22 protein-coding genes and 1 riboswitch are annotated in these 19,707 nt (G+C 30.7%); of the genes, 10 read left to right on the top strand and 12 right to left on the bottom strand.

All coding sequences use genetic code 11. The annotated features are described in order from the left end of the window. Positions 1 to 141: 141 nt before the first annotated feature. Together sagB and FNL83_RS05285 are read right to left on the bottom strand one after the other, a co-directional pair. Entirely contained in the window at positions 142 to 993 is an 852-nt protein-coding gene (gene sagB / locus FNL83_RS05290) for a peptidoglycan release complex glucosaminidase SagB (protein WP_001830727.1), read from the bottom strand. 377 nt (positions 994 to 1,370) lie between these two features. Beyond that, the gene (locus FNL83_RS05285; RefSeq protein WP_002456441.1) at positions 1,371 to 1,586 is read right to left on the bottom strand and encodes a hypothetical protein; all 216 of its coding nucleotides are present in this window, start codon (positions 1,584 to 1,586) and stop codon (positions 1,371 to 1,373) included. A 207-nt stretch (positions 1,587 to 1,793) separates the two neighbouring features. Here FNL83_RS05285 and FNL83_RS05275 point away from each other — a divergent pair, with 207 nt between their 5' ends. Beyond that, entirely contained in the window at positions 1,794 to 2,273 is a 480-nt protein-coding gene (locus FNL83_RS05275) for a sigma-70 family RNA polymerase sigma factor (RefSeq protein WP_001830724.1), read from the top strand. A 5-nt stretch (positions 2,274 to 2,278) separates the two neighbouring features. Next, complete coding sequence (locus FNL83_RS05270; RefSeq protein WP_001830734.1) at positions 2,279 to 2,722, top strand: competence protein ComK; 444 nt, start codon at positions 2,279 to 2,281, stop codon at positions 2,720 to 2,722. Here FNL83_RS05270 and FNL83_RS05265 read toward each other — a convergent pair. Together FNL83_RS05265 and FNL83_RS05260 are read right to left on the bottom strand one after the other, a co-directional pair. Then, positions 2,709 to 3,152, bottom strand: coding sequence for a hypothetical protein (locus FNL83_RS05265; RefSeq protein WP_002485267.1), 444 nt, complete (start codon positions 3,150 to 3,152; stop codon positions 2,709 to 2,711). The two genes, FNL83_RS05270 and FNL83_RS05265, sit on opposite strands and share 14 nt — an antisense overlap. 139 nt (positions 3,153 to 3,291) lie before the next feature. Then, on the bottom strand, positions 3,292 to 4,005 hold the full coding sequence (locus FNL83_RS05260) for a transaldolase (protein WP_001830731.1): 714 nt from the start codon (positions 4,003 to 4,005) through the stop codon (positions 3,292 to 3,294). Positions 4,006 to 4,281: 276 nt separating this feature from the next. Between FNL83_RS05260 and FNL83_RS05255 the strand changes: the two genes are divergently transcribed. The 4 genes from FNL83_RS05255 to FNL83_RS05240 all read left to right on the top strand — a co-directional run bounded on the left by FNL83_RS05255 (position 4,282) and on the right by FNL83_RS05240 (position 7,001). Further along, complete coding sequence (locus tag FNL83_RS05255; RefSeq protein ID WP_002446728.1) at positions 4,282 to 4,590, top strand: hypothetical protein; 309 nt, start codon at positions 4,282 to 4,284, stop codon at positions 4,588 to 4,590. A 38-nt stretch (positions 4,591 to 4,628) separates the two neighbouring features. Beyond that, on the top strand, positions 4,629 to 4,994 hold the full coding sequence (crcB, locus tag FNL83_RS05250; RefSeq protein WP_001830726.1) for a fluoride efflux transporter CrcB: 366 nt from the start codon (positions 4,629 to 4,631) through the stop codon (positions 4,992 to 4,994). Further along, the gene (locus FNL83_RS05245; RefSeq protein ID WP_001830729.1) at positions 4,991 to 5,344 is read left to right on the top strand and encodes a fluoride efflux transporter FluC; all 354 of its coding nucleotides are present in this window, start codon (positions 4,991 to 4,993) and stop codon (positions 5,342 to 5,344) included. The genes crcB and FNL83_RS05245 overlap by 4 nt, the downstream gene beginning before the upstream one ends. A 457-nt stretch (positions 5,345 to 5,801) precedes the next feature. Beyond that, positions 5,802 to 7,001 carry an IS110-like element ISSep2 family transposase gene (locus tag FNL83_RS05240; protein WP_080280653.1) on the top strand — a complete coding sequence of 400 codons (1,200 nt, stop codon included), beginning with the start codon at positions 5,802 to 5,804 and terminating at the stop codon, positions 6,999 to 7,001. Positions 7,002 to 7,230: 229 nt separating this feature from the next. On the opposite strand, the gene FNL83_RS12060 is transcribed toward FNL83_RS05240, so the two are convergent. The 4 genes from FNL83_RS12060 to metK all read right to left on the bottom strand — a co-directional run bounded on the left by FNL83_RS12060 (position 7,231) and on the right by metK (position 10,898). Next, entirely contained in the window at positions 7,231 to 7,368 is a 138-nt protein-coding gene (locus FNL83_RS12060) for a hypothetical protein (protein WP_162154154.1), read from the bottom strand. Between the two features lie 302 nt (positions 7,369 to 7,670). Then, positions 7,671 to 8,507: an aldo/keto reductase gene (locus FNL83_RS05235; RefSeq protein ID WP_001829832.1), complete on the bottom strand. Its 837-nt coding sequence runs from the start codon at positions 8,505 to 8,507 to the stop codon at positions 7,671 to 7,673. 180 nt (positions 8,508 to 8,687) lie between these two features. Then, on the bottom strand, positions 8,688 to 9,596 hold the full coding sequence (locus FNL83_RS05230; protein ID WP_002474706.1) for a hypothetical protein: 909 nt from the start codon (positions 9,594 to 9,596) through the stop codon (positions 8,688 to 8,690). Positions 9,597 to 9,698: 102 nt separating this feature from the next. Next, the gene (gene metK / locus FNL83_RS05225; RefSeq protein ID WP_001829830.1) at positions 9,699 to 10,898 is read right to left on the bottom strand and encodes a methionine adenosyltransferase; all 1,200 of its coding nucleotides are present in this window, start codon (positions 10,896 to 10,898) and stop codon (positions 9,699 to 9,701) included. 108 nt (positions 10,899 to 11,006) lie between these two features. Further along, a riboswitch (SAM riboswitch) is annotated at positions 11,007 to 11,116 on the bottom strand. Between the two features lie 151 nt (positions 11,117 to 11,267). Here metK and pckA point away from each other — a divergent pair. Continuing rightward, on the top strand, positions 11,268 to 12,860 hold the full coding sequence (gene pckA / locus FNL83_RS05220; RefSeq protein ID WP_002489635.1) for a phosphoenolpyruvate carboxykinase (ATP): 1,593 nt from the start codon (positions 11,268 to 11,270) through the stop codon (positions 12,858 to 12,860). A 230-nt stretch (positions 12,861 to 13,090) separates the two neighbouring features. Here pckA and FNL83_RS05215 read toward each other — a convergent pair whose 3' ends face one another. Next, positions 13,091 to 13,876 (bottom strand): alpha/beta hydrolase family protein, encoded by a 786-nt coding sequence (locus FNL83_RS05215; protein WP_002456431.1) that lies wholly within the window; start codon positions 13,874 to 13,876, stop codon positions 13,091 to 13,093. Continuing rightward, entirely contained in the window at positions 13,863 to 14,330 is a 468-nt protein-coding gene (ytkD, locus tag FNL83_RS05210; protein ID WP_002456430.1) for an RNA deprotection pyrophosphohydrolase, read from the bottom strand. The genes FNL83_RS05215 and ytkD overlap by 14 nt, the downstream gene beginning before the upstream one ends. Positions 14,331 to 14,400: 70 nt before the next feature. Here ytkD and yidD point away from each other — a divergent pair, with 70 nt between their 5' ends. Then, complete coding sequence (yidD, locus tag FNL83_RS05205; protein ID WP_002457867.1) at positions 14,401 to 14,649, top strand: membrane protein insertion efficiency factor YidD; 249 nt, start codon at positions 14,401 to 14,403, stop codon at positions 14,647 to 14,649. Here the strand turns inward: yidD and menC are convergent. After that, positions 14,646 to 15,647: an o-succinylbenzoate synthase gene (gene menC, locus FNL83_RS05200; protein ID WP_001829851.1), complete on the bottom strand. Its 1,002-nt coding sequence runs from the start codon at positions 15,645 to 15,647 to the stop codon at positions 14,646 to 14,648. The genes yidD and menC overlap by 4 nt on opposite strands. Continuing rightward, a complete protein-coding gene (gene menE, locus FNL83_RS05195) occupies positions 15,637 to 17,061 on the bottom strand; it encodes an o-succinylbenzoate--CoA ligase (RefSeq protein ID WP_002456429.1) in 1,425 nt (474 codons plus the stop codon). The genes menC and menE overlap by 11 nt, the downstream gene beginning before the upstream one ends. A gap of 1,250 nt (positions 17,062 to 18,311) precedes the next feature. On the opposite strand from menE, the gene FNL83_RS05180 reads away from it, so the two are divergent. Together FNL83_RS05180 and FNL83_RS05175 are read left to right on the top strand one after the other, a co-directional pair. Further along, positions 18,312 to 18,977: an Ltp family lipoprotein gene (locus tag FNL83_RS05180; RefSeq protein WP_002456427.1), complete on the top strand. Its 666-nt coding sequence runs from the start codon at positions 18,312 to 18,314 to the stop codon at positions 18,975 to 18,977. 161 nt (positions 18,978 to 19,138) lie between these two features. Continuing rightward, complete coding sequence (locus tag FNL83_RS05175) at positions 19,139 to 19,426, top strand: hypothetical protein (protein ID WP_049387519.1); 288 nt, start codon at positions 19,139 to 19,141, stop codon at positions 19,424 to 19,426. Positions 19,427 to 19,707 lie beyond the last annotated feature (281 nt).

The raw sequence follows: 19,707 nt of genomic DNA, 5'->3' as shown, positions 1-19,707 counted from the left end.
TAATTTAACATTTAATCCAATAAATTAAAAACACCACTATAAAACTATTGAGAGTTAACTATTGCTTAAATCTAAATTAATTTTAATTAGCACGATTAACTTCACAACTTTTATTAGTGGTGTTTAGTTTAACTATTTAATTTATTTTTGGTGTTTATCGTCATCTTTATAAACATATAATTTGAAGTATTTACCTTCTGTTTTCATGTTCTTGTAGAAATCTGCAATGATATTCGCGTTACTTTCAGCCCATTTTATATCAGTAGCATATTGGTGTTCACCCGGGTTTTTAGGGTTCCATCTCATACTATAAAGTGTATTTTGATCGTCATGAGATAAGAAATGCTTATGAATAAAATCAGCGCCACCATAAATAGCTTTTTGTGGTGTGTCCCATCCATGTTTTTTAGCATATTCGGCACCTGTTTTAATAGGGTCACTATCTAATGCACCAACACCATAGAAATTGTAATATTTTTTACCATCTATTTCTACACCATTAGCCAGTTCACTTTTAGCTGCGCCTGTTTCTAATAGAGCATGAGAAATAAGATATACTTCATTGACATGTTTAGACTTTGCAGCATTAATAAAATCATCTGTATGTTTTAGTAATACTGGTCTATCAAACAACATGCGTTTAATTCTGTTTTTATCAATGCCTTGATACTTAGACAAATCTAAAAATTGATATTTTTGTTTATCATCATCTATGAATTTACTACTATCCATAGCTTCTTTAATTTCTGTACCAGACGCATCACGCCAAGCTGTATTTGCTTTGTTAGATACTTGTTGGCTCGTATAATTGTGTATTTGCTTTTTAGATGCTTTATCTAAAGTTTTATCTAATTTTTCAACCTTTTCAACTGGTTTGACATGTTTGAAAAATATTTGATCTGAAATCATTGAAAAGAAGATAAAACCTGTAACAACAAATACAATTAGCAAACCTATGATAGCTAATATTGAGCCTTTCTTGTGCTTAGTCATATTCACACCTCTTAGGTCATTGTTGTTAAACTAGTCATTCTATTACGATAATCAAGTTTAACATTATTCAAACACATTCACAATTTGAAACTTCTTTTGTTACAAATTCATAAATAAATGGTAATCAAATTGAAATTTAAATAAATAGGTTACACGTTGCACATATTAAAATAATAAGACAAGAATCGAAAATTTTTAATGCCAAATGAATGTTTTATAAATTGACAAAACTTAAAAATTTCATTAATTATTATTAAACAACAATATTAACCCTTATTTTTATGGCAATTAGATTTAAATTTTAAATCATTTAAATATTATAGTGTTGAATAGGTTTTATAAACTCAAATTTAGTCACTATGGTGACACTCTAAATATTAGTTCTTATAATTCATCATTATGAAACTTACAGCTTGTGATCTATTTTTATAATAGTATTGATTCAAATCTATAGTTCCTTCAATTTCACCTTCACGGTATTTCATCTCATTGGTGAAATTATTAATCATCACAAAATCAGATCGATCTCTAATAATATCCAAATCATCATTTCTTGCAAAAAAGTGCTCGAGATTTAAATGTGCATAATCCATAAAAGTTCCTCCTTTTTACTCAAAAAGTATTTATGTTGAAAAGCCAAGTTAGCGTGCAAATAAAACACTTATTTTTACATATTAATAAAGTCTATGACTACTATTTAACACCTATTGCTTCAATTACGCAAATGATTATTTTCAAACAATAAGTTAACTTCTATTTATCCGGAAATCATTTTATGTGCACAAATAGGAGTTAATTAAATGTCATTTGAGGAAGCATATAAAAAATACAACAATATCATACATTATTTGTTAAAAAGTTATCAAATCACTTATAATTATGATGAATTTTATCAACAAATGCTCATTAAAATGTGGCAACTTACACTCGATTTTGATGAACAACAATCTTCTTCTTTTAAATCTTATCTATTTATACGCCTAAAATTCTATCTTATAGATTTATTTAGACAAAAAGACAATACGCTTAATATATGTAGCATTGACGCCCTTTCAGAACTTTCTCCGTCATTTTCAATCAACGAAATCGATTTACTTATTAAAGATATTTCACAACAGTTACTTCCACGCGAACGAGATTGGTTAACCTTATATTTACAAGGATACAAACAATATGAAATTTCCCAAATTTTAGATTTTTCACCTACAACGATTAAAAAAATAAAATCTAACGCAATACGAAAACTACGTCGTTATTTAAATTCATCTACAAAGGATTGACATCTATGAAATGTATATCAACGCATTCACTTTTATATATTCAAACTGCGTTTTCAACAAATGTTGAAACCTATATTCAGTATGAACATTACGCTATTCATTTACCATGTACACCTGAAAAAACATTACATTATTTATTGGAATTACATCAAAAATCCTATCATAATCAATGTATGTTATCTAAAAATATTTTAAACATTAAAAAATTCATACCTATCTATATTAATGAGGAAACCATATTATTTCCAGTTACGCAAAAACGTGCACCGATTAAATATTTTATCAATGCACGAAATATTATAGGAATTCATTCTTCAATTCATACCACAATGATTGTTTTTGAAGATGGTACGACTATCGAACTGAACATCCCCTATACACTTGTAACAAAAAAATGGCAAGAAAGTCTTACCGTAGGTCATATCATAGAGAAAACTACCTTTTATTAAATTTATATTCTAAAAGCTTCTTAGTAAACAATGCAGTCGTATGTTTAATAGCATATAAACTAGCAATTATTATAATTATCGCGACAATCAAAACAGTTAACATAACAAAAACTGATAAATCAATATTTGGGTTGATATAGGCATGCACGATAGCTAAGCTGGCCACTAACCCTAAAATAAAGAGTCCGAGCAAAAATGCATAAGCTAAAACCATACAAATTAAAAGTACGAACACATGAGAAGTCGATTTTTTCTTATGATTAAATATAAATTTCTTTAAATATTCATTTGAAAATCTTATTGGCTTATTGGTATCAATACTTTTATTCTGATCAACTGAGTCAATATATTTGTTAAGCGCATTCTTCTCTTTAGCATTTAAAAACCATAATTGCTTATTTACTCTTTTGATGAATTCATTTTTACTCATTTGATAGGTACCTCTTTTCAGAATTAGTCATATTTATCAATAGTAAATGAATCAAACTATTCTTTCAAATCTTCTTATATAACTAAAATAAAACAGCAATCTAGTGAAATAAATCCACTTAATTGCTGTTTTTTTACATTTATAAAATTGACAAACCGGAACTTTGAATGTCTTTGGCAAAACCTTTGACTGTATCTACTGAAAGTTCTCCTATATCACGGCCTAAATTGTTATTAACCTTTTTTACAACATCAGCTGGGCAAGTAATAATATCAGCTCCAATTTCATCAGCTTGAATTACATTATATACTTCACGACAACTTGCCCATAATAATTGAACACCTTCTTTACTATGAGTGACCTTAACTGATTCTTTCATCAAAGGAAGTGGATCAATCCCAGTATCTGCAATGCGTCCTGCAAATACTGACACATATGTTGGCACACCTTCAGTCACAGCGTCAGTAATTGCTTTTACTTGCTCTATAGTATAGACAGCTGTGACATTCAACCTTACCTGTTTCGATGATAAACGTTTAATTAATGGTAGTGTAGACTCACCAGTTGTTGTAACAATAGGAATTTTTACAAATACATTATCACCATATTGTTTTAAAATCTCAGCTTCTTTTTCCATAGTAGGTAAATCGTCAGCAAACACCTCAAAAGAAATTGAAGCGTCGGGTATTTCACTAACCACTTCCTCTGCAAAAGCTTTATAATCAGTTACACCCGCTTTAGCCATCAAGCTTGGGTTCGTTGTAAAACCATCAACGAGTTGATTCTTATATGCTGATTTCATTTCTTCAATATCTGCACCATCCGCAAACACTTTAACATTTAATTTTGTCATGTCATTTCTCCTCCTGAACGTGAAAGGTCAATACTATCAATTATATGTATAGAATTGATTATTTGTATGTATATCAGACTAAAACTAGGGATAGCGATTTATTATCACGTTTTAAATTTAAAAATTTTATAACTTATTTATAACATGACCTTGAAATGTAAGCGAATTATTTGCTTTAATTTTAAATATACTGTTTAAAATGGAATGAAAATTACTATGTTTAAGTTTAATAAATATGATAGTATATTGTAATAATGTTTATCTAGGAGGCAGTTTATGGCTCGGTCAAAAAAGTACTTTTATCTTAGTCTATTAATGATAATTTTAAGTTTTTTCTTTAATACCAATAATTCATTATTGAGTAATATATTTCAATCGTTTATGAAAATTGTTGTAGTTACAAGTATCGTTAATATTATAATACTTATTTTATCGATTGTTTTTGCCGATAAATCTATAAAGTATGCTAAGGAAAGTTCAGATTGGATTAGATTTGCAAGCAAAATATTACCATTGATTATTTTAATCACTATTATTATCCATATTCTTTCATCTTTACATACTTTTGGTTACATTTTTAAATAATAATAATCAACTCTTTTATATTTTGAGGTGAAATATAGATGCAATATCTATATATTTTTGTAGGTGGTGCTTTAGGTGCATTGATAAGATTCTGTTTATCAATGCTTAATGAAGGTTCAACCATTCCGTTGGGGACATTTGTTGCAAATTTATTAGGTGCTTTTTTAATGGGTAGTATCGGCGCATTAAGCCTTTCACTTTTTAAAACTCATCCTAACATAAAAAAAGGGCTTACTACTGGTTTACTTGGTGCGTTAACTACCTTTTCAACATTTCAATTTGAACTTGTAACACTATTTAATCAGCATCATTTTATACTATTTACTATATATGGTGTGACGAGTTATATTCTAGGAATACTAAGTTGTTACCTCGGTGTCAAAATAGGAGGTAGATTTTCTTGATTACTATTTTGCTCGTTATGTTAGGTGGAGGAATAGGTGCTGTACTTAGAGCCCTTATCACAAATATATGCCAACGCTTATTCAATAGTAAAATTCCTATTGCAACATCTATAGTAAATATTACAGGTAGCTTAATTATCGGGTTTATGATGGGACACGCACTCGATAGCCATCATATGTTTCCTTTCTTTGTTACAGGTGTTCTCGGAGGTTTAACTACTTTTTCAACATTATCATCTGAACTTGTTAATATGTTAAGCCCTCAATTTAAACCAATACGTTTTGTAGTTTATTCCCTATTACAATTTATTTTAGGTTTCATTGCTTGCTTTTATGGATATCGCATCTAATATTAAAATAACTTTTACTAACGGTTATATTAATTTATTTCATAGATTATGATTTCTATTTGTATCTTGAATTTTCTTATTAATTTAGAAGCTCAACGAAACTAAATCCTTATTAAGGTCCTCAAGCTATCATGACAACTAGAATCATTGTAGTTAAAATAATAAACATATTCTCAACTCAACGATGTTGTACCAATATATAATAAACATACTAAGATTAGCTATGAAGAAATCTATGACGATAGATTTTTTCATAGCTATTTTTTATAGTTATAGAGAGAAGTAGACTGTCCAGACTCTTGGATTTTAAATCCGTATAAAAAACAAGTCAGCTTTACTCTCGCCTTTTGAAATTCGTTTGTAGTATGTTGGGTTCTTGAAACCGTGTATAGGAAAATGAAATGAGAAAGGTTAAGTAAAGTTTTTAGCTTCTCAATTATTCAAAGGAGGTTTTTTTATCGATTACTTAGGTGTTGATATTAGTAAAAGAAGTAGTGTAGTTGCACATTATAAAAATGGAAAATTCCAAAAAGAGTTTTTCATCCAGAATAATAAAAATGGTTACAATTATTTACTCAAGTATTTGAATGACTTAGACCACCCACAACTCATTTTTGAATCTACAGGTATCTATTCAAGAGGTATGGAACGATTTTGTTGTGTAAATCAAATTAACTATATTCAAATGAATCCGTTAGAAGCCAAATTTAAAACGAGCGCTCTAAGATCATGGAAAACTGATCAGGCAGATGCTCATAAGCTTGCTTGTTTAGGACCGACGCTTAAACAAACAGACAACTTACCTATACATGAGTTAATATTCTTTGAATTAAGAGAACGCGTCCGTTTTCATCTAGAAATCGAGAATGAACAAAATCGACTTAAATTTCAGATCCTTGAATTATTCCATCAAACATTCCCTGGTTTAGAAAGATTATTCAGTAGTCGATATTCAATCATTGCACTCAACATCGCAGAAATCTTTACTCATCCAGACATGGTTCTTGATATCGACAAGGATGTACTGATTACACATATATTCAATTCTACAGATAAAGGAATGTCAATGGATAAAGCTACAAAATATGCACTTCAATTAAGAGTGATTGCTCAAGAAAGCTATCCTAATGTCGATAGACATTCCTTTCTAGTCGAAAAATTACGCTTACTTATTCAACAATTAAAACAATCTATTCATCATCTCAAACAATTAGATGATGCCATGATTCAATTAGCACAACAACTCGATTATTTTGAAAATATTCATTCGATACCTGGTATTGGTAAGCTAAGCACAGCTATGATTATTGGGGAGATTGGTGATATTAAGCGATTTAAATCAAATAAACAACTCAATGCTTTTGTTGGCATTGATATCAAACGATATCAATCAGGTCATACACACTGTAGAGATACCATCAACAAGCGTGGTAATAAAAAAGCGAGAAAACTTTTATTTTGGGTGATTATGAATATAATAAGAGGGCAGCATCATTATGACAATCATGTCGTCGATTATTACTACAAACTAAGAAAGCAGCCTAATGAGAAACCTCATAAGACTGCCATCATTGCTTGTATAAATCGATTATTAAAAACAATTCATTATCTTGTAATGAATCATAAATTGTACGATTATCAAATGTCACCACATTAGCCAAACGTACAATCAAATGTAGTTTAACACCTTATTCAAAAAAATTAAAATGAACGGTTTAGTTAAGTAATGCTTATTTTAATTATAAGTACTTGACTAATCGTAGGAAAGAGGCTGGGACAAAAAGGTCCAAGATAAGTATTTAAAGACAATTTCTATTGAAATAATATAGAAATTGTCTTTTTTATAGTTTTTTGATTATTTTCAGTTCGTTGAGCTGTTACTTTTCTTATATTAAGCCACGATGATGTCTGAATTCATCGAATTCAGTATCGGGAATTGTTTCTGCAATATCATTTAGATGTCGTGAAATATCATTCGCGGGGATAAGAACTGAAGTTTCCATTAGTAGAGTATGTTGAGTCATGTTATAGTCTTTATACATAAGGCACCTCGTTAATTTAGTTTATTGCTATTTATTAAATTGTACGAAAGGGCTTTATTTTTTAAAAGTATTTTAATGTAAAATTACATATGAATACAAAGTATTTTGGCGAGACTCTTGAGGGAACAGGACAAGCTGAAGACTACAGGCTGAAGCTGTTCCCTAAGAAAGCGAGCCAACAATACGAAGTATTGTAAATAAAGAAGCCAGTAAATGAATTTCTGAAAACCCATTTACTGACTTTTTTGCTAGGAATTATGTCCCAACCTCATTTTACTATTGATTTACTTACCGTCAAATTCAAGAGGGTTAGGTCCAATTCTTTTATCTTGATTTAATTGATCAATTCTTTCCATTTGGTTGTCGCTTAATTCAAAATTCCATACGTCTAAATTTTCTTCTATGCGATGTGGTGTTACGGATTTAGGTATAACAACAACATCGTGCTGAATATTCCATCTTATTACAACTTGGGCTGGAGTTTTTCCTACTTCATTAGCTACTTCATTTATGACTTCATCATGGAGAATTTGTGAATTCATTAATGGAGACCATGATTCCATGATAATATTTTGAGCTTCTAAATACTTTCGTAATTTATTTTGTGTTAAATAAGGATGAAATTCTACTTGGTTAATGACCGGTTTAATAGAAACTTGGGCAAGCAATGCTTCAAAATGTTCTGGAGTAAAATTGCTCACACCAATATTTTTCACCTGATTTTGTTTATACAAGTCTTCCATACCTCTCCAAGTATCAATCATTACCGCTTCATTTGTACCTGGCCAATGCATCAGATATAAATCTAAATAATCCAGTCCTAATTTTGCAACAGATTGTCGATAGGCATCTTCCACATTTTGACGTCCAAAATCAGTTAGCCATAATTTAGAAGTTATAAATAAATCTTCACGACTTAAACCAGTCGATTCTAATCCTTCTTTAATACCTTGACCTACCGTTTCTTCGTTACCATAAATCATTGCCGTATCTATACTTCTATAACCCCGTTCGATAGCATATTTTACAGATTCTCTACATTCATCGCCATCTTTTACTCTATAAGTTCCGAGCCCTATTTTCGGCATTGTTCTTCCGTTATAAAATTGAACCGTCTCCATATAATCTCTCCTTTAATCATTGTAATTGAAAAGTTTACTAGTAATACATACCCTATTTTTACTATTTAAAAAAGTAATACTATCAAATCAAAAAAGCCTTCAAAACAATTAATTTGTAGTAATTGTTTTGAAGACTATAATAAGCACTCATATGAAAAATAAAGTAATTTCTTTAATAATTTAATTGAATGACTCGATTTTATCCATGATATCTTGTAAATCATCCACATTGTACTGTATGCGTCCATGGAAAACAAACTTGTTGAAGAATTCATCTAATTGTTCAGGACCAACTAAAACTTTAACATTTGATGACTGCGTATAATGAGAAATTGTAACATCATTATCCTTTTTAGGATTAAAATACAGTATTGATGTAGGCGTATATTTGGTATTCAATTCATTTTGTAAATCTCCTGCTAATTTTTCAATATGTTTAATCTTATCTGAATAATTAACAAAAGATAATGAATGTTGATCTTCATTTTGATCTAAGACCAATGTCTGCGGCTGTGATGAATCTAAGTCGAGCGTGTCAAAAACTTGTGACATCGTAGGTAATTCTTTAAATTGCGCACCACTAATACCATTATAAACATGGCCTTTTAATAATTGAGAATCAATTATATATAAGCCAGTTCGTGTAAGTACAAGATGACTCACACGTTCAATATTAGTTAACTCATTACTAGGCAAGAAAATATTTGCCATAATATGCATATCTTCAGGGCGTATTCTCTTTTCATTTACTAGTCTCTCACGAATACCAATTAATCGCATATCTGTAACATATTCACTATGATTTTTTGAGAATAGTTTCAACGCATCAATTTCACGATTTTTGTTACTAACTGTCACGTCAAAATCTTCTTTTTGTTTTGTAACAACTTTTTTATTCTCAACTCTCTCTTTTTCTAAAGCTTCTTCATGAGATTCTTTTAGATGTTGTTCTTTTTCTTTATAATGTGCTTCTGTTTGATTTTTCACTTTCTTCTTACTATGGTTCGCTACTAAGAAGAGTACAAAGAATAAAACAGCCACAAGTATTGCAACAATTAAGCCAATTACTGTCGGTGAAGAAAAATCCATTAAAACAACGCTCCTTTATCAGTTTCAATAACTCTAATTATAATAGAAAAAAGGCTTATTTTCGACATATATTTTATAATTATTTATTTTCTATTTTACAAGTCATTGAATTTCAACAGCATCTTTTAAAACATTGACTTTATCTAATTTTTCCCATGGTAACAATACGTCTGTACGTCCAAAATGACCATACGCTGCTGTTTGTCTATATATCGGTTGTTTTAAGTCTAACATTTTAATGATACCTGCTGGTCTTAAATCAAAATGCTTTCTTACAGCTTCAACTAATCGTGCTTCTGAAACCTTTCCAGTATCAAACGTATTAATTGAAATGGAAACGGGTTCTGCTACACCAATTGCATATGCAAGTTGTACTTCACATTGTTTAGCTAAACCAGCTGCAACAATATTTTTAGCTACATATCTTGCAGCATAAGCTGCCGAACGATCTACTTTAGTAGGATCTTTACCACTAAAACAACCTCCACCATGACGGGCATATCCACCATACGTATCAACTATAATTTTACGTCCAGTTAAACCAGCATCTCCTTGAGGTCCTCCAATAACGAAACGTCCAGTTGGGTTAATGTAAAATTTAGTTTCATCATCTAATAAAGCTTTATCTACAGTTGGGTAAATAACATGCGTTTTAATGTCCTTTTCAATTTGTGCTAACTCTACATCTTCAGCATGTTGTGTAGAAACTACAATGGTATCAATACGTCTAGGTTTGTCATCTTCACCATATTCAACAGTCACCTGTACTTTTCCATCTGGACGAAGATAATCTAAAATTTCATCTTTTCGTACATCAGCCAATCGTTTAGCAAGTTGATGCGACAGGAATATAGGTAGAGGCATATACGTATCAGTTTCATCAGTTGCATATCCAAACATTAATCCTTGGTCACCTGCACCTGTTGCTTCAATTTCTTCTTCAGAAATATCATTTCGATACTCAAGAGCTTTGTCTACACCCTGTGCAATATCAGGAGACTGTTCATCAATCGCAGTTAACACTGCCATTGTTTGTGAATCATAACCATATTTTGCTCTAGTATAACCAATATCTTTAATCGTTTCTCTCACCACTTTAGGAATATCTACATAAGTAGTTGTTGAGATTTCTCCAGAAATAAGTGCCATTCCTGTTGTTACTGTTGTTTCACATGCTACACGAGCATTGGGATCATCCTTTAATATTTCATCAAGAATGGCATCTGAAACTTGGTCAGCAATTTTATCAGGATGGCCTTCAGTAACTGATTCTGAGGTAAATAATCGTTTATTGTATGTCATCATTTTCTCCTTTAAATAAATTACGAAAATTCTCTTTAAATATGAGAGCTAAATAAAAGAGCCTTCTTCACTATATAGATAGAGAGAAGGCTCTTAAACGTCCATTCGCTCTTATCGTTCAGACCATATTTGTCTGCAAACGGTTTGGCACCTTTCTTTAAATAAAGAGGTTGCTGGGTTTCATTGGGTCCATGTCCCTCCACCACTCAGGATAAGAGAATCCGTTAAACTTAATAATATCTAATTCAAAGTATGTTGTCAATTTTATACATTGTCACTATTTCTATTTTAAAGTGGATAAATTCAATCGGTATGTTATACTATCTAAATGTAAGGGCTTACATAAATTATCGTATGGAGGGATTGGGTATGTCTATAGATACATACACAGAAACACTTAAGATAAATCAGCTAATAGAAAAAGCTACATCACATTTTCAACTATCATCAACACAATTATACAAAAAAATTTTAAAAAATCATGAGGGTGAGTTAACTGAACTGGGGGCAATAAATGTTAAAACAGGTAAGTACACTGGTCGTTCACCTAAAGATAAATTTATAGTCACTGAACCATCGTATAAGGATAATATAAATTGGGGAGATATCAATCAGCCCATGGATGAAGAAACATTTCTAAAACTTTACAATAAAGTACTCGATTATTTAAATCAGAAAGAGGAACTTTACATATTTAGTGGATATGCAGGGAGCGATAAAGAGTCACGTCTTAAACTTAAGGTGATAAATGAATTAGCTTGGCATAATTTATTTGCTCGTAACATGTTTATTCGTCCAGAATCTATAGATGAAGCTCAAAATATAAAACCCAACTTCACAATTGTTTCAGCACCTCACTTTAAAGCTAATCCCAAATTAGATGGGACACATAGTGAAACATTTGTCATTATATCTTTTAAACATAAAGTGATTTTAATTGGTGGCACAGAATATGCTGGTGAAATGAAAAAAGGTATTTTCTCTGTAATGAACTATTTGCTTCCAATGCAGGATATCATGAGTATGCATTGTTCAGCTAATGTTGGAGAAAAAGGAGATGTAGCACTATTCTTTGGATTATCAGGAACTGGTAAGACGACGCTTTCTGCCGATCCAAAACGTAAGTTAATTGGTGACGATGAACATGGTTGGAATAAAAATGGCGTTTTTAATATTGAGGGTGGATGTTATGCAAAAGCAATTCATTTATCTAAACAGAAAGAGCCTCAAATTTATAATGCTATTAAATACGGAACAATATTAGAAAACACAGTTACAAATGATGACGGTACGGTAGATTTTGATGATAACACCTATACTGAAAACACTCGCGCCGCCTACCCTATTGACTATATAGAGAATATTGTTACACCTTCAAAGGCAGCACATCCGAATACGATTATTTTCTTAACCGCTGATGCATTTGGAGTTATCCCTCCTATTTCTAAGCTAACTAAAGATCAAGCAATGTATCATTTCTTAAGTGGATTCACGTCTAAACTAGCTGGAACAGAACGTGGTGTTACTGAACCTCAACCTTCGTTTTCAACTTGCTTTGGTGCACCATTCTTACCTTTAAGTCCAACAAAGTACGCTGATTTACTTGGAAATTTAATCGATATTCATGATGTAGATGTATATCTAGTAAATACTGGATGGACAGGTGGTAAATATGGTATAGGGCGAAGAATTAGTCTACACTATACTCGTGAAATGGTAGATCAAGCTATATCAGGTAAATTAAAAAATACTAAATATATTAAAGATGATACATTTGGCTTAAATATTCCAGTTCAGATTGACAGTGTACCTACAACTATTCTGAATCCTATCAATGCTTGGAACAATAAAGATAACTACAAAGCACAAGCTTACGATTTGATTCAACGCTTTAATAATAACTTTAAAAAATTCGGCAAGGAAGTTGAACATATTGCCAACAAAGGTGCATTTAATCAATAATTAATATACACATTTATCACGCTAAATTTAAAAGCATTGTGCCTGAGAAAGCTTTTAATATCTCGGGCACTTAAATTTTTATTTAAATGACGATGGAAATAATAATACATTTATTTGAGGATATCTGGATATGATAATACATTTCTAGAGTTTCAAACAGTCTCTTTATTTAATAACTAATTATTCCTAATATCTACATTGCTATCATCAACTTGTATAATCCATTGTCACTATATATTTAAATTTTTATTTTCGACGTCGTTCATCCATTGATGTATATATCGAATTACGTCTCTCATCGCAGGAGGTCGTGGTACATGACCTTCATCCAATTGATAATAGGTTTGATAATAAATTCCTTTGGATTTTAATTTTTTTTCTAAATCATAAGCTTGATGTATTCCAACTTGAATATCTTTGCCACCATGAATAATGAGAATAGGAGGACTATCTTTTTTTATAAATTGCATTGCATCTCTGCTTTTATAAGCTTTCGCATCTTTTTTTGGATGTCCAACCATTCGTCGTAGCATACCTCTCAAGTCAACTCGTTCTTCATACATTAAATGTATATCAGATACGCCACCCCAAATCATATAACTATCTACAGGCAAATCATTAAAAGTAAGTAATCCTTGTAGACCTCCACGTGAAAATCCTACCATATGTATAAATGCAGAAGGATAGTTTTGATTTAAAAGTCGAATCAAATGCGTTACATCATTTAAATCACCGCGGTAAAATTCATCTCTTCCTTCACTTCCATTATTTCCTCTATAGTAAGGACCTATAACTAAAGTATATTCATTTGCAAATTGCATAAGTCTTGCAGCTCTCACTCTTCCAACTTGCCCTTTACCACCTCTTAAGTATATAACGATACGTTTGATATCTTTTTTATTTTTCGGAATCATCATCAGAGCCTTGACTTTTAAATAATCTACAAGATATGTTACTTCATTAAAAAAATGAGTTTCATATTCGATTGGCATGCGCTTTTCCTTAATAAAATCCAAGTGTTTTCACCCTTTCCAAACAATGAAGAATCGCCTTATCATTGATTAAAAAACTTCTTTTATTTAAAGGAATATCATTAATTTGATGATAAAGACAAGGGCCTAAAGTCTCGTAATAGGTATCTACATATTCCAAATGACTTACTTCAACGAAGTAAACGTCCTTTATAAACGGCTCATCATGCTCCATTTTTATACTATACTGTGCAAAATAATAGATAAATTTTGCGATTGCCCCCGTCTCTTCGTATAGTTCTCTAATTACTGCTTCTTTACTTTGTTCGCTTATTTCAACTTTACCACCAGGAAACTCTATCCCACGATGTTGATGGTTTGTAAATAATAACTGATTATTGTATACCGGAATTGCAAGAACGTGATTGCCATTAGGCATATCATTTTCATTTTTATAGTTCAATGTTACAATCCTTCCATCTCTATCCTCAAACTCCACGTTCCTCACTTCCTCTCATCCTGTGTTAAAATATAATTATTAAATATTTAGTTGGAGGCCTTTATCAATGTTGAAAAAAATATTATTATCTCTAGTTGTATTTTATCAACGTTTTATTTCGCCACTTACACCACCAACATGTCGATTTTATCCAACATGTTCACAATACACTAGAGAAGCCATCGAATACCATGGTGCACTAAAGGGACTTTATCTCGGTGTACGACGCATACTTAAATGTCATCCATTGCATAAAGGTGGCTTTGATCCTGTTCCATTAAAAAAAGATAAAAATTCTAAAACCACACATCATCATTAAACTTTGTTAAGTAAAGAACGTTTGACTTTAGGGGGAGTGAAATAAATCATTCCCCCTTTTAATATGCCACTTGTCTCTACGATATCGTTAGAAAAATAATAACCGTGTGGCGTAATATCACCCGGATAACTTCCTTCTTTAGCTAACATTGCTGTAAAATATCTACTTAGACCAAACTCATACATGCCCCCAACTACAAACCTTATATTTTTTTCTTTCAAAATTTTCATGGCGTTTAACATTCTATCTATTCCCCCAAGTCTAAATGGTTTTAACACGACGACTTGTATGGGATATTGCTGAATTATTGATTGTATTTTTTCTATAGAAAGTGCCTTTTCATCGATGGCAATTCTAGGAAAAATAGACATATCAATATCATTTAAATCTTCTAGAATTTTAAAAGGTTCTTCAATATATATAATATCTGATGTATTTACGTTGGCTAATTGTAAAAATGATGGCTTTGTTAATGATTCATTTGCATCTATAGCAATATCACAATCAAAATTTAATAAACGTATAGTTTCAAGATCTTTGATGAGTGATGTTGACCATTTAAGTTTTATACGTTTCGGTCTTGTTTCTAATAATGTTTCAATTTGACTATTAGTTAAGCCACTAACTGTAGCACCGTATTGTACTTCAAAATCATGCAAGTCGTTATACATTTGATAAACAGCCATGACAACCATTGATCTAGCAGCTGGCGCATCATTCATTTGATTTAGGTAAGGTAACCATGAATCAAAAGATGTCATATCTTTATGAAGTACTTGCGGTATCCACTGTCTTAATCTGTTTACGACTGTGAGTATTGTTTCTTTATCATACCAATTAGTTAAAAATGCATTACATTCTCCATAATAAGTTTCTCCACTATAAGTTACTATTTCCGTAAACAAACTTTCTCGATGCGTTAACTTCACTTTCGGTGTTGAAATTGGTGATTTAAAAGGTTCCTTATAAGTATATAGATTGATTGCCTTAACTTTCATTATTCTTTCCCTCATTCAAGTCTTCACTTTTGACCTTTTTACGTTGTAATTTACCTGTCGATGTATAAGGTAAAGATTTGACCTGATAATATTTTTTAGGAATTTTATATCTAGCTAAATGATTCTCAAAATGTTCTATTAATTCAGTTTGATTAATATCTTGATTTGTCACATAATATAATATTGGTACTTGACCCCAAGTATCATCTGATATTCCTACACATACGGCATCTTCAATGCCTTCAAAGTCTTTTGCGATTGTTTCAATTTGGTAAGGATAAATATTCTCTCCACCACTTATAATCAAATCTTTGCGCCGATCATATATTATGACGTAACCTTCATCATCTATTTCAGCTATATCTCCAGTTTGAAAATACCCATCATTATCAAATGTGTCTTTTAAATATTTGGGATATAAATAACCATTCATCACATTTTCACCTTTAATTAATAACTCTCCATGTCCATATGCGTTGGGATTTTTTATTTTCACTTCGACATTTTCACTTGGTTTTCCAACAGTATCGAAACGTTCTTTGAGCATTTGAGGTGAGGCTGTTAGAAACTGAGAGCAAGTTTCTGTCATACCAAAAGAATTATATACAGGTAAACGATAAGTCAATGCTTGCTCAATTAATTGTGGTGATAATTTAGCACCACCTAGCAGAATTTTTTCTAAAGAAAATGGTTGAGTCAATCCTGCATCCATTAACCACTTTAACGTTTGTGGAACAAGGGACATATGGGTGATTGGATAAGTCTTTATTTGTGTTAACATATCATCAGTTTGAAACTTTTTAACAAGTCTGACAGTGAATCCTTCTATCACTGCGCGCAAAATAACACTGAGCCCAGAAATATGATATATAGGTAAGACCGAAAGCCACACAGTATTTTGTTCGAATCCTAAACTTTGTTTACAGCCTTTAGCACTGGCTAAATGATTATTAAACGTTTGAGGCACAGCTTTTTGAGGTCCCGTCGTTCCAGACGTAAACATAATTGATGCAATCGATTCTAAATTAAATTTGTAACCTGAAACATCATGTTTATCTAATTGTGTTAAATCATTAAAATGATATAAATTAAACCCTTCTAATTCTAAAGGCAACGTGTGTACAATCGTTGCTATGTCGACTGAATTCATTTGATTTATCATCTCATGTCGCGTTAAACGTGTATTTATCATAGCTATTTCAATATGAGCTAACCAACAAGCATGAATCAAAACAACTGAATCAATATCATTGCTTATATATAAACCAATCCTTTTCTGATTTAAAGAAGTTAAATATTCCGCGATTGTTTTTGCACGATGATATAATTCTTCGTACGTTAAAGATAACTGATTTGTAACAATCGCTAATCGATTTCCATTTGATTGAGCTTGTTCCTGTAACCAAAAATTCACAATGCATTCCTCCAAATTATATACACGTATAATTATACCTACTTGCTTATTAAATATCAGTAGTTGAGCTTAATATGTTATTTTCAACTTAAAGTAATACGTCCAAAAGTCAATCCCCTATTGAAAATGTGGACTACATGCGTCAACTATAAGTCTTTAATGTAATCATGCTTTTAAGTTAGTAACCTACGCAACTTTCATTATCACATTTCAATTAATAATGTGCTCTATTTATTTTCATCAATCATTCTATTATTAACTATATATACATTTTTATAAGAATCGTTCTCTTTTCAAAAAGAATCACCTCATGAATTCATTATTTAATATATTTTATTTATATAATATTGTAACACCGTTTAGTTTGTTATATTTTTAAATTACTTTATATAACACTATGGGGTTTTATATGAGTACCGAAATTGTTAAATACTTTTTCCGAGATATTTCACCGAATAATAAACTATAGATTGAAGGGAAATAGATGAAGCTACAAAACTCACTCATTCTAACATTCCAATAGGAATAAAGAGAATTTAAACTGTAACTGATAATGTTTAATGTTACTAAATTAACAGAATAAAACTTCGTAATGAAAAACAATCAAATTATCACTTATATTACACCTGATGTTACTGAAGATGAAATGAGAGAAATTATAGCTTTTATGGATTAATAAAAACAAAAGAAAAATAGCGATAAATAAAGAGAGACGCTTATATTACTAATTTACACTTTAGTATGATTACGTCTCTTTTTTATATATAAAATTACGCATAATTTAAACCTTCATATAGGAGTTGATTTTATAAATATAATCAATATGCAATTTCTAAAACTAAATAAGGAGTGAGAATTATGCATCAATATAAGGAGTTGATTGATGATATAGATATTAAATATATTGAAATGCCAAATAAATTAGAATGAGTCATTTTAGGTAGTGAATTATATGTTAACAGTAAATTATCATCAAGTTCTTATGTGAGAGAAGACATCAACACTTACTATGTACTATGTGAAAAGTAATTTAACTAACGCACTAATCTCTTTAAATCAAATTGAAAAAGCAATCAACGCTCACGATTGCAAAACACTTCAAGACTTGAGTAATTACTTTAACTTACCTACTACACATTTATTTCTAACAATGTGATTCTATAACCTTAAATATACAAATTTGCTTTTTTCAATATATTAAAAATTAAACCTGCTACTTTTCATCAAATAGATACACAGGAGGACGTTTTATGCAACAAGAAACGACATCATGGTACAAACAAGAATGGTTTATAGTTTTATCACTTTTATTCATTTTTCCACTAGGTTTATTTCTCATGTGGAAATTTAGCAAGTGGCCATCTATTGCAAGAACAATCATTACTGTTGCAATTTCAGTTATCGTATTAGCAAGCATTACCTATTATGGTAATCTACAAATGATTGTACCAGCAACATCAAATTCAAATAACGAAACTAAAGAAACTACAGAGAATAATGTAAATGATAAAGACGAGCGAAATCATAAAACTGCAGTAGAAGAAACAAAAACTAATTATGACTCCACCAAAGAAAATACTAAAGAACCTGGAAAAGAAAATGAATCTGCAACACGATTGGAGAACTCTGCGCTTGAAAAGGCAAAGTCATATTATGATGATTTTCACATGTCTAAACTAGGAATTTATGATATTTTAACATCTGAATATGGAGAAAAATTTGATAAAGAAGATGCACAATATGCTATAGATCATCTAGAGGCTGATTATGAAAAGAATGCACTTGAGAAAGCAAAATCATATGCCAAAGATATGCATATGTCTAATGACTCAATTTACGATCTTTTGGTGTCTAACTACGGTGAAAAATTTACAGAATCAGAAGCAAAATATGCTATTGAGCATTTGGATAATTAAGTTTACGGACGAGTTACTTTCTCGTCCTATTTTTTAGCATCAAGAGAAGAACAACGAGAATGAATGTGAAAAAATTAATATAACATGGTCTTATGATTTTAGATGTAAAATAAGAGCTATCGTAAAAGAGGTTATAAAACTAAAAAGTAGCGTATAAGACAATGCAACTTAAATCCAATGAAATAAATAAGAACCAACTCATTTCGTCTGAAACACCGTTTCTAGAAAACTTTCAAGATTGTATAAAAATTAATAAAAAGAACAAAATATCACAATCAACTTTAAACTGTTATTATAATGCATTAAATATCTTTGATGAAAAGTTTGGCAATACAGCTATTAAAAATTTTTCACAACTCAAATATAGCGAAATGTTAAAAGAGTATGCAGAAGGTCACATTATTGGTGGACATAAAAAAGACATACGAAAGCAAGTGTTCAAAAATTAAATAATTGCTTTTCACAAGCTTTTAAAGATGCGTTAAATGAGGAAATAATTGAACGTGATCAAACTTGGAACGACCCTATCTATGAAAGGAAACCTACAAAAAAAGAAGAAGATAAATTCATGTCTTTAACTGAATACAGGAAATTAAAATAATTCTCAACTTGTAAAAATGAATTATCATATTTAGCAATTTTTATACTTATAGCTGCAGGTCGACCTTTTGGAGAGGTATAAAATTACAATATAACGATATAGATTAAATCAATAGTACTATTCATTTAA

Origin of the sequence: Staphylococcus epidermidis (assembly GCF_006742205.1) — a bacterium.
In the GTDB taxonomy this organism is placed as follows: Bacteria; Bacillota; Bacilli; order Staphylococcales; family Staphylococcaceae; genus Staphylococcus; species Staphylococcus epidermidis.
This window is presented reverse-complemented; position numbering and strand designations above follow the sequence as displayed.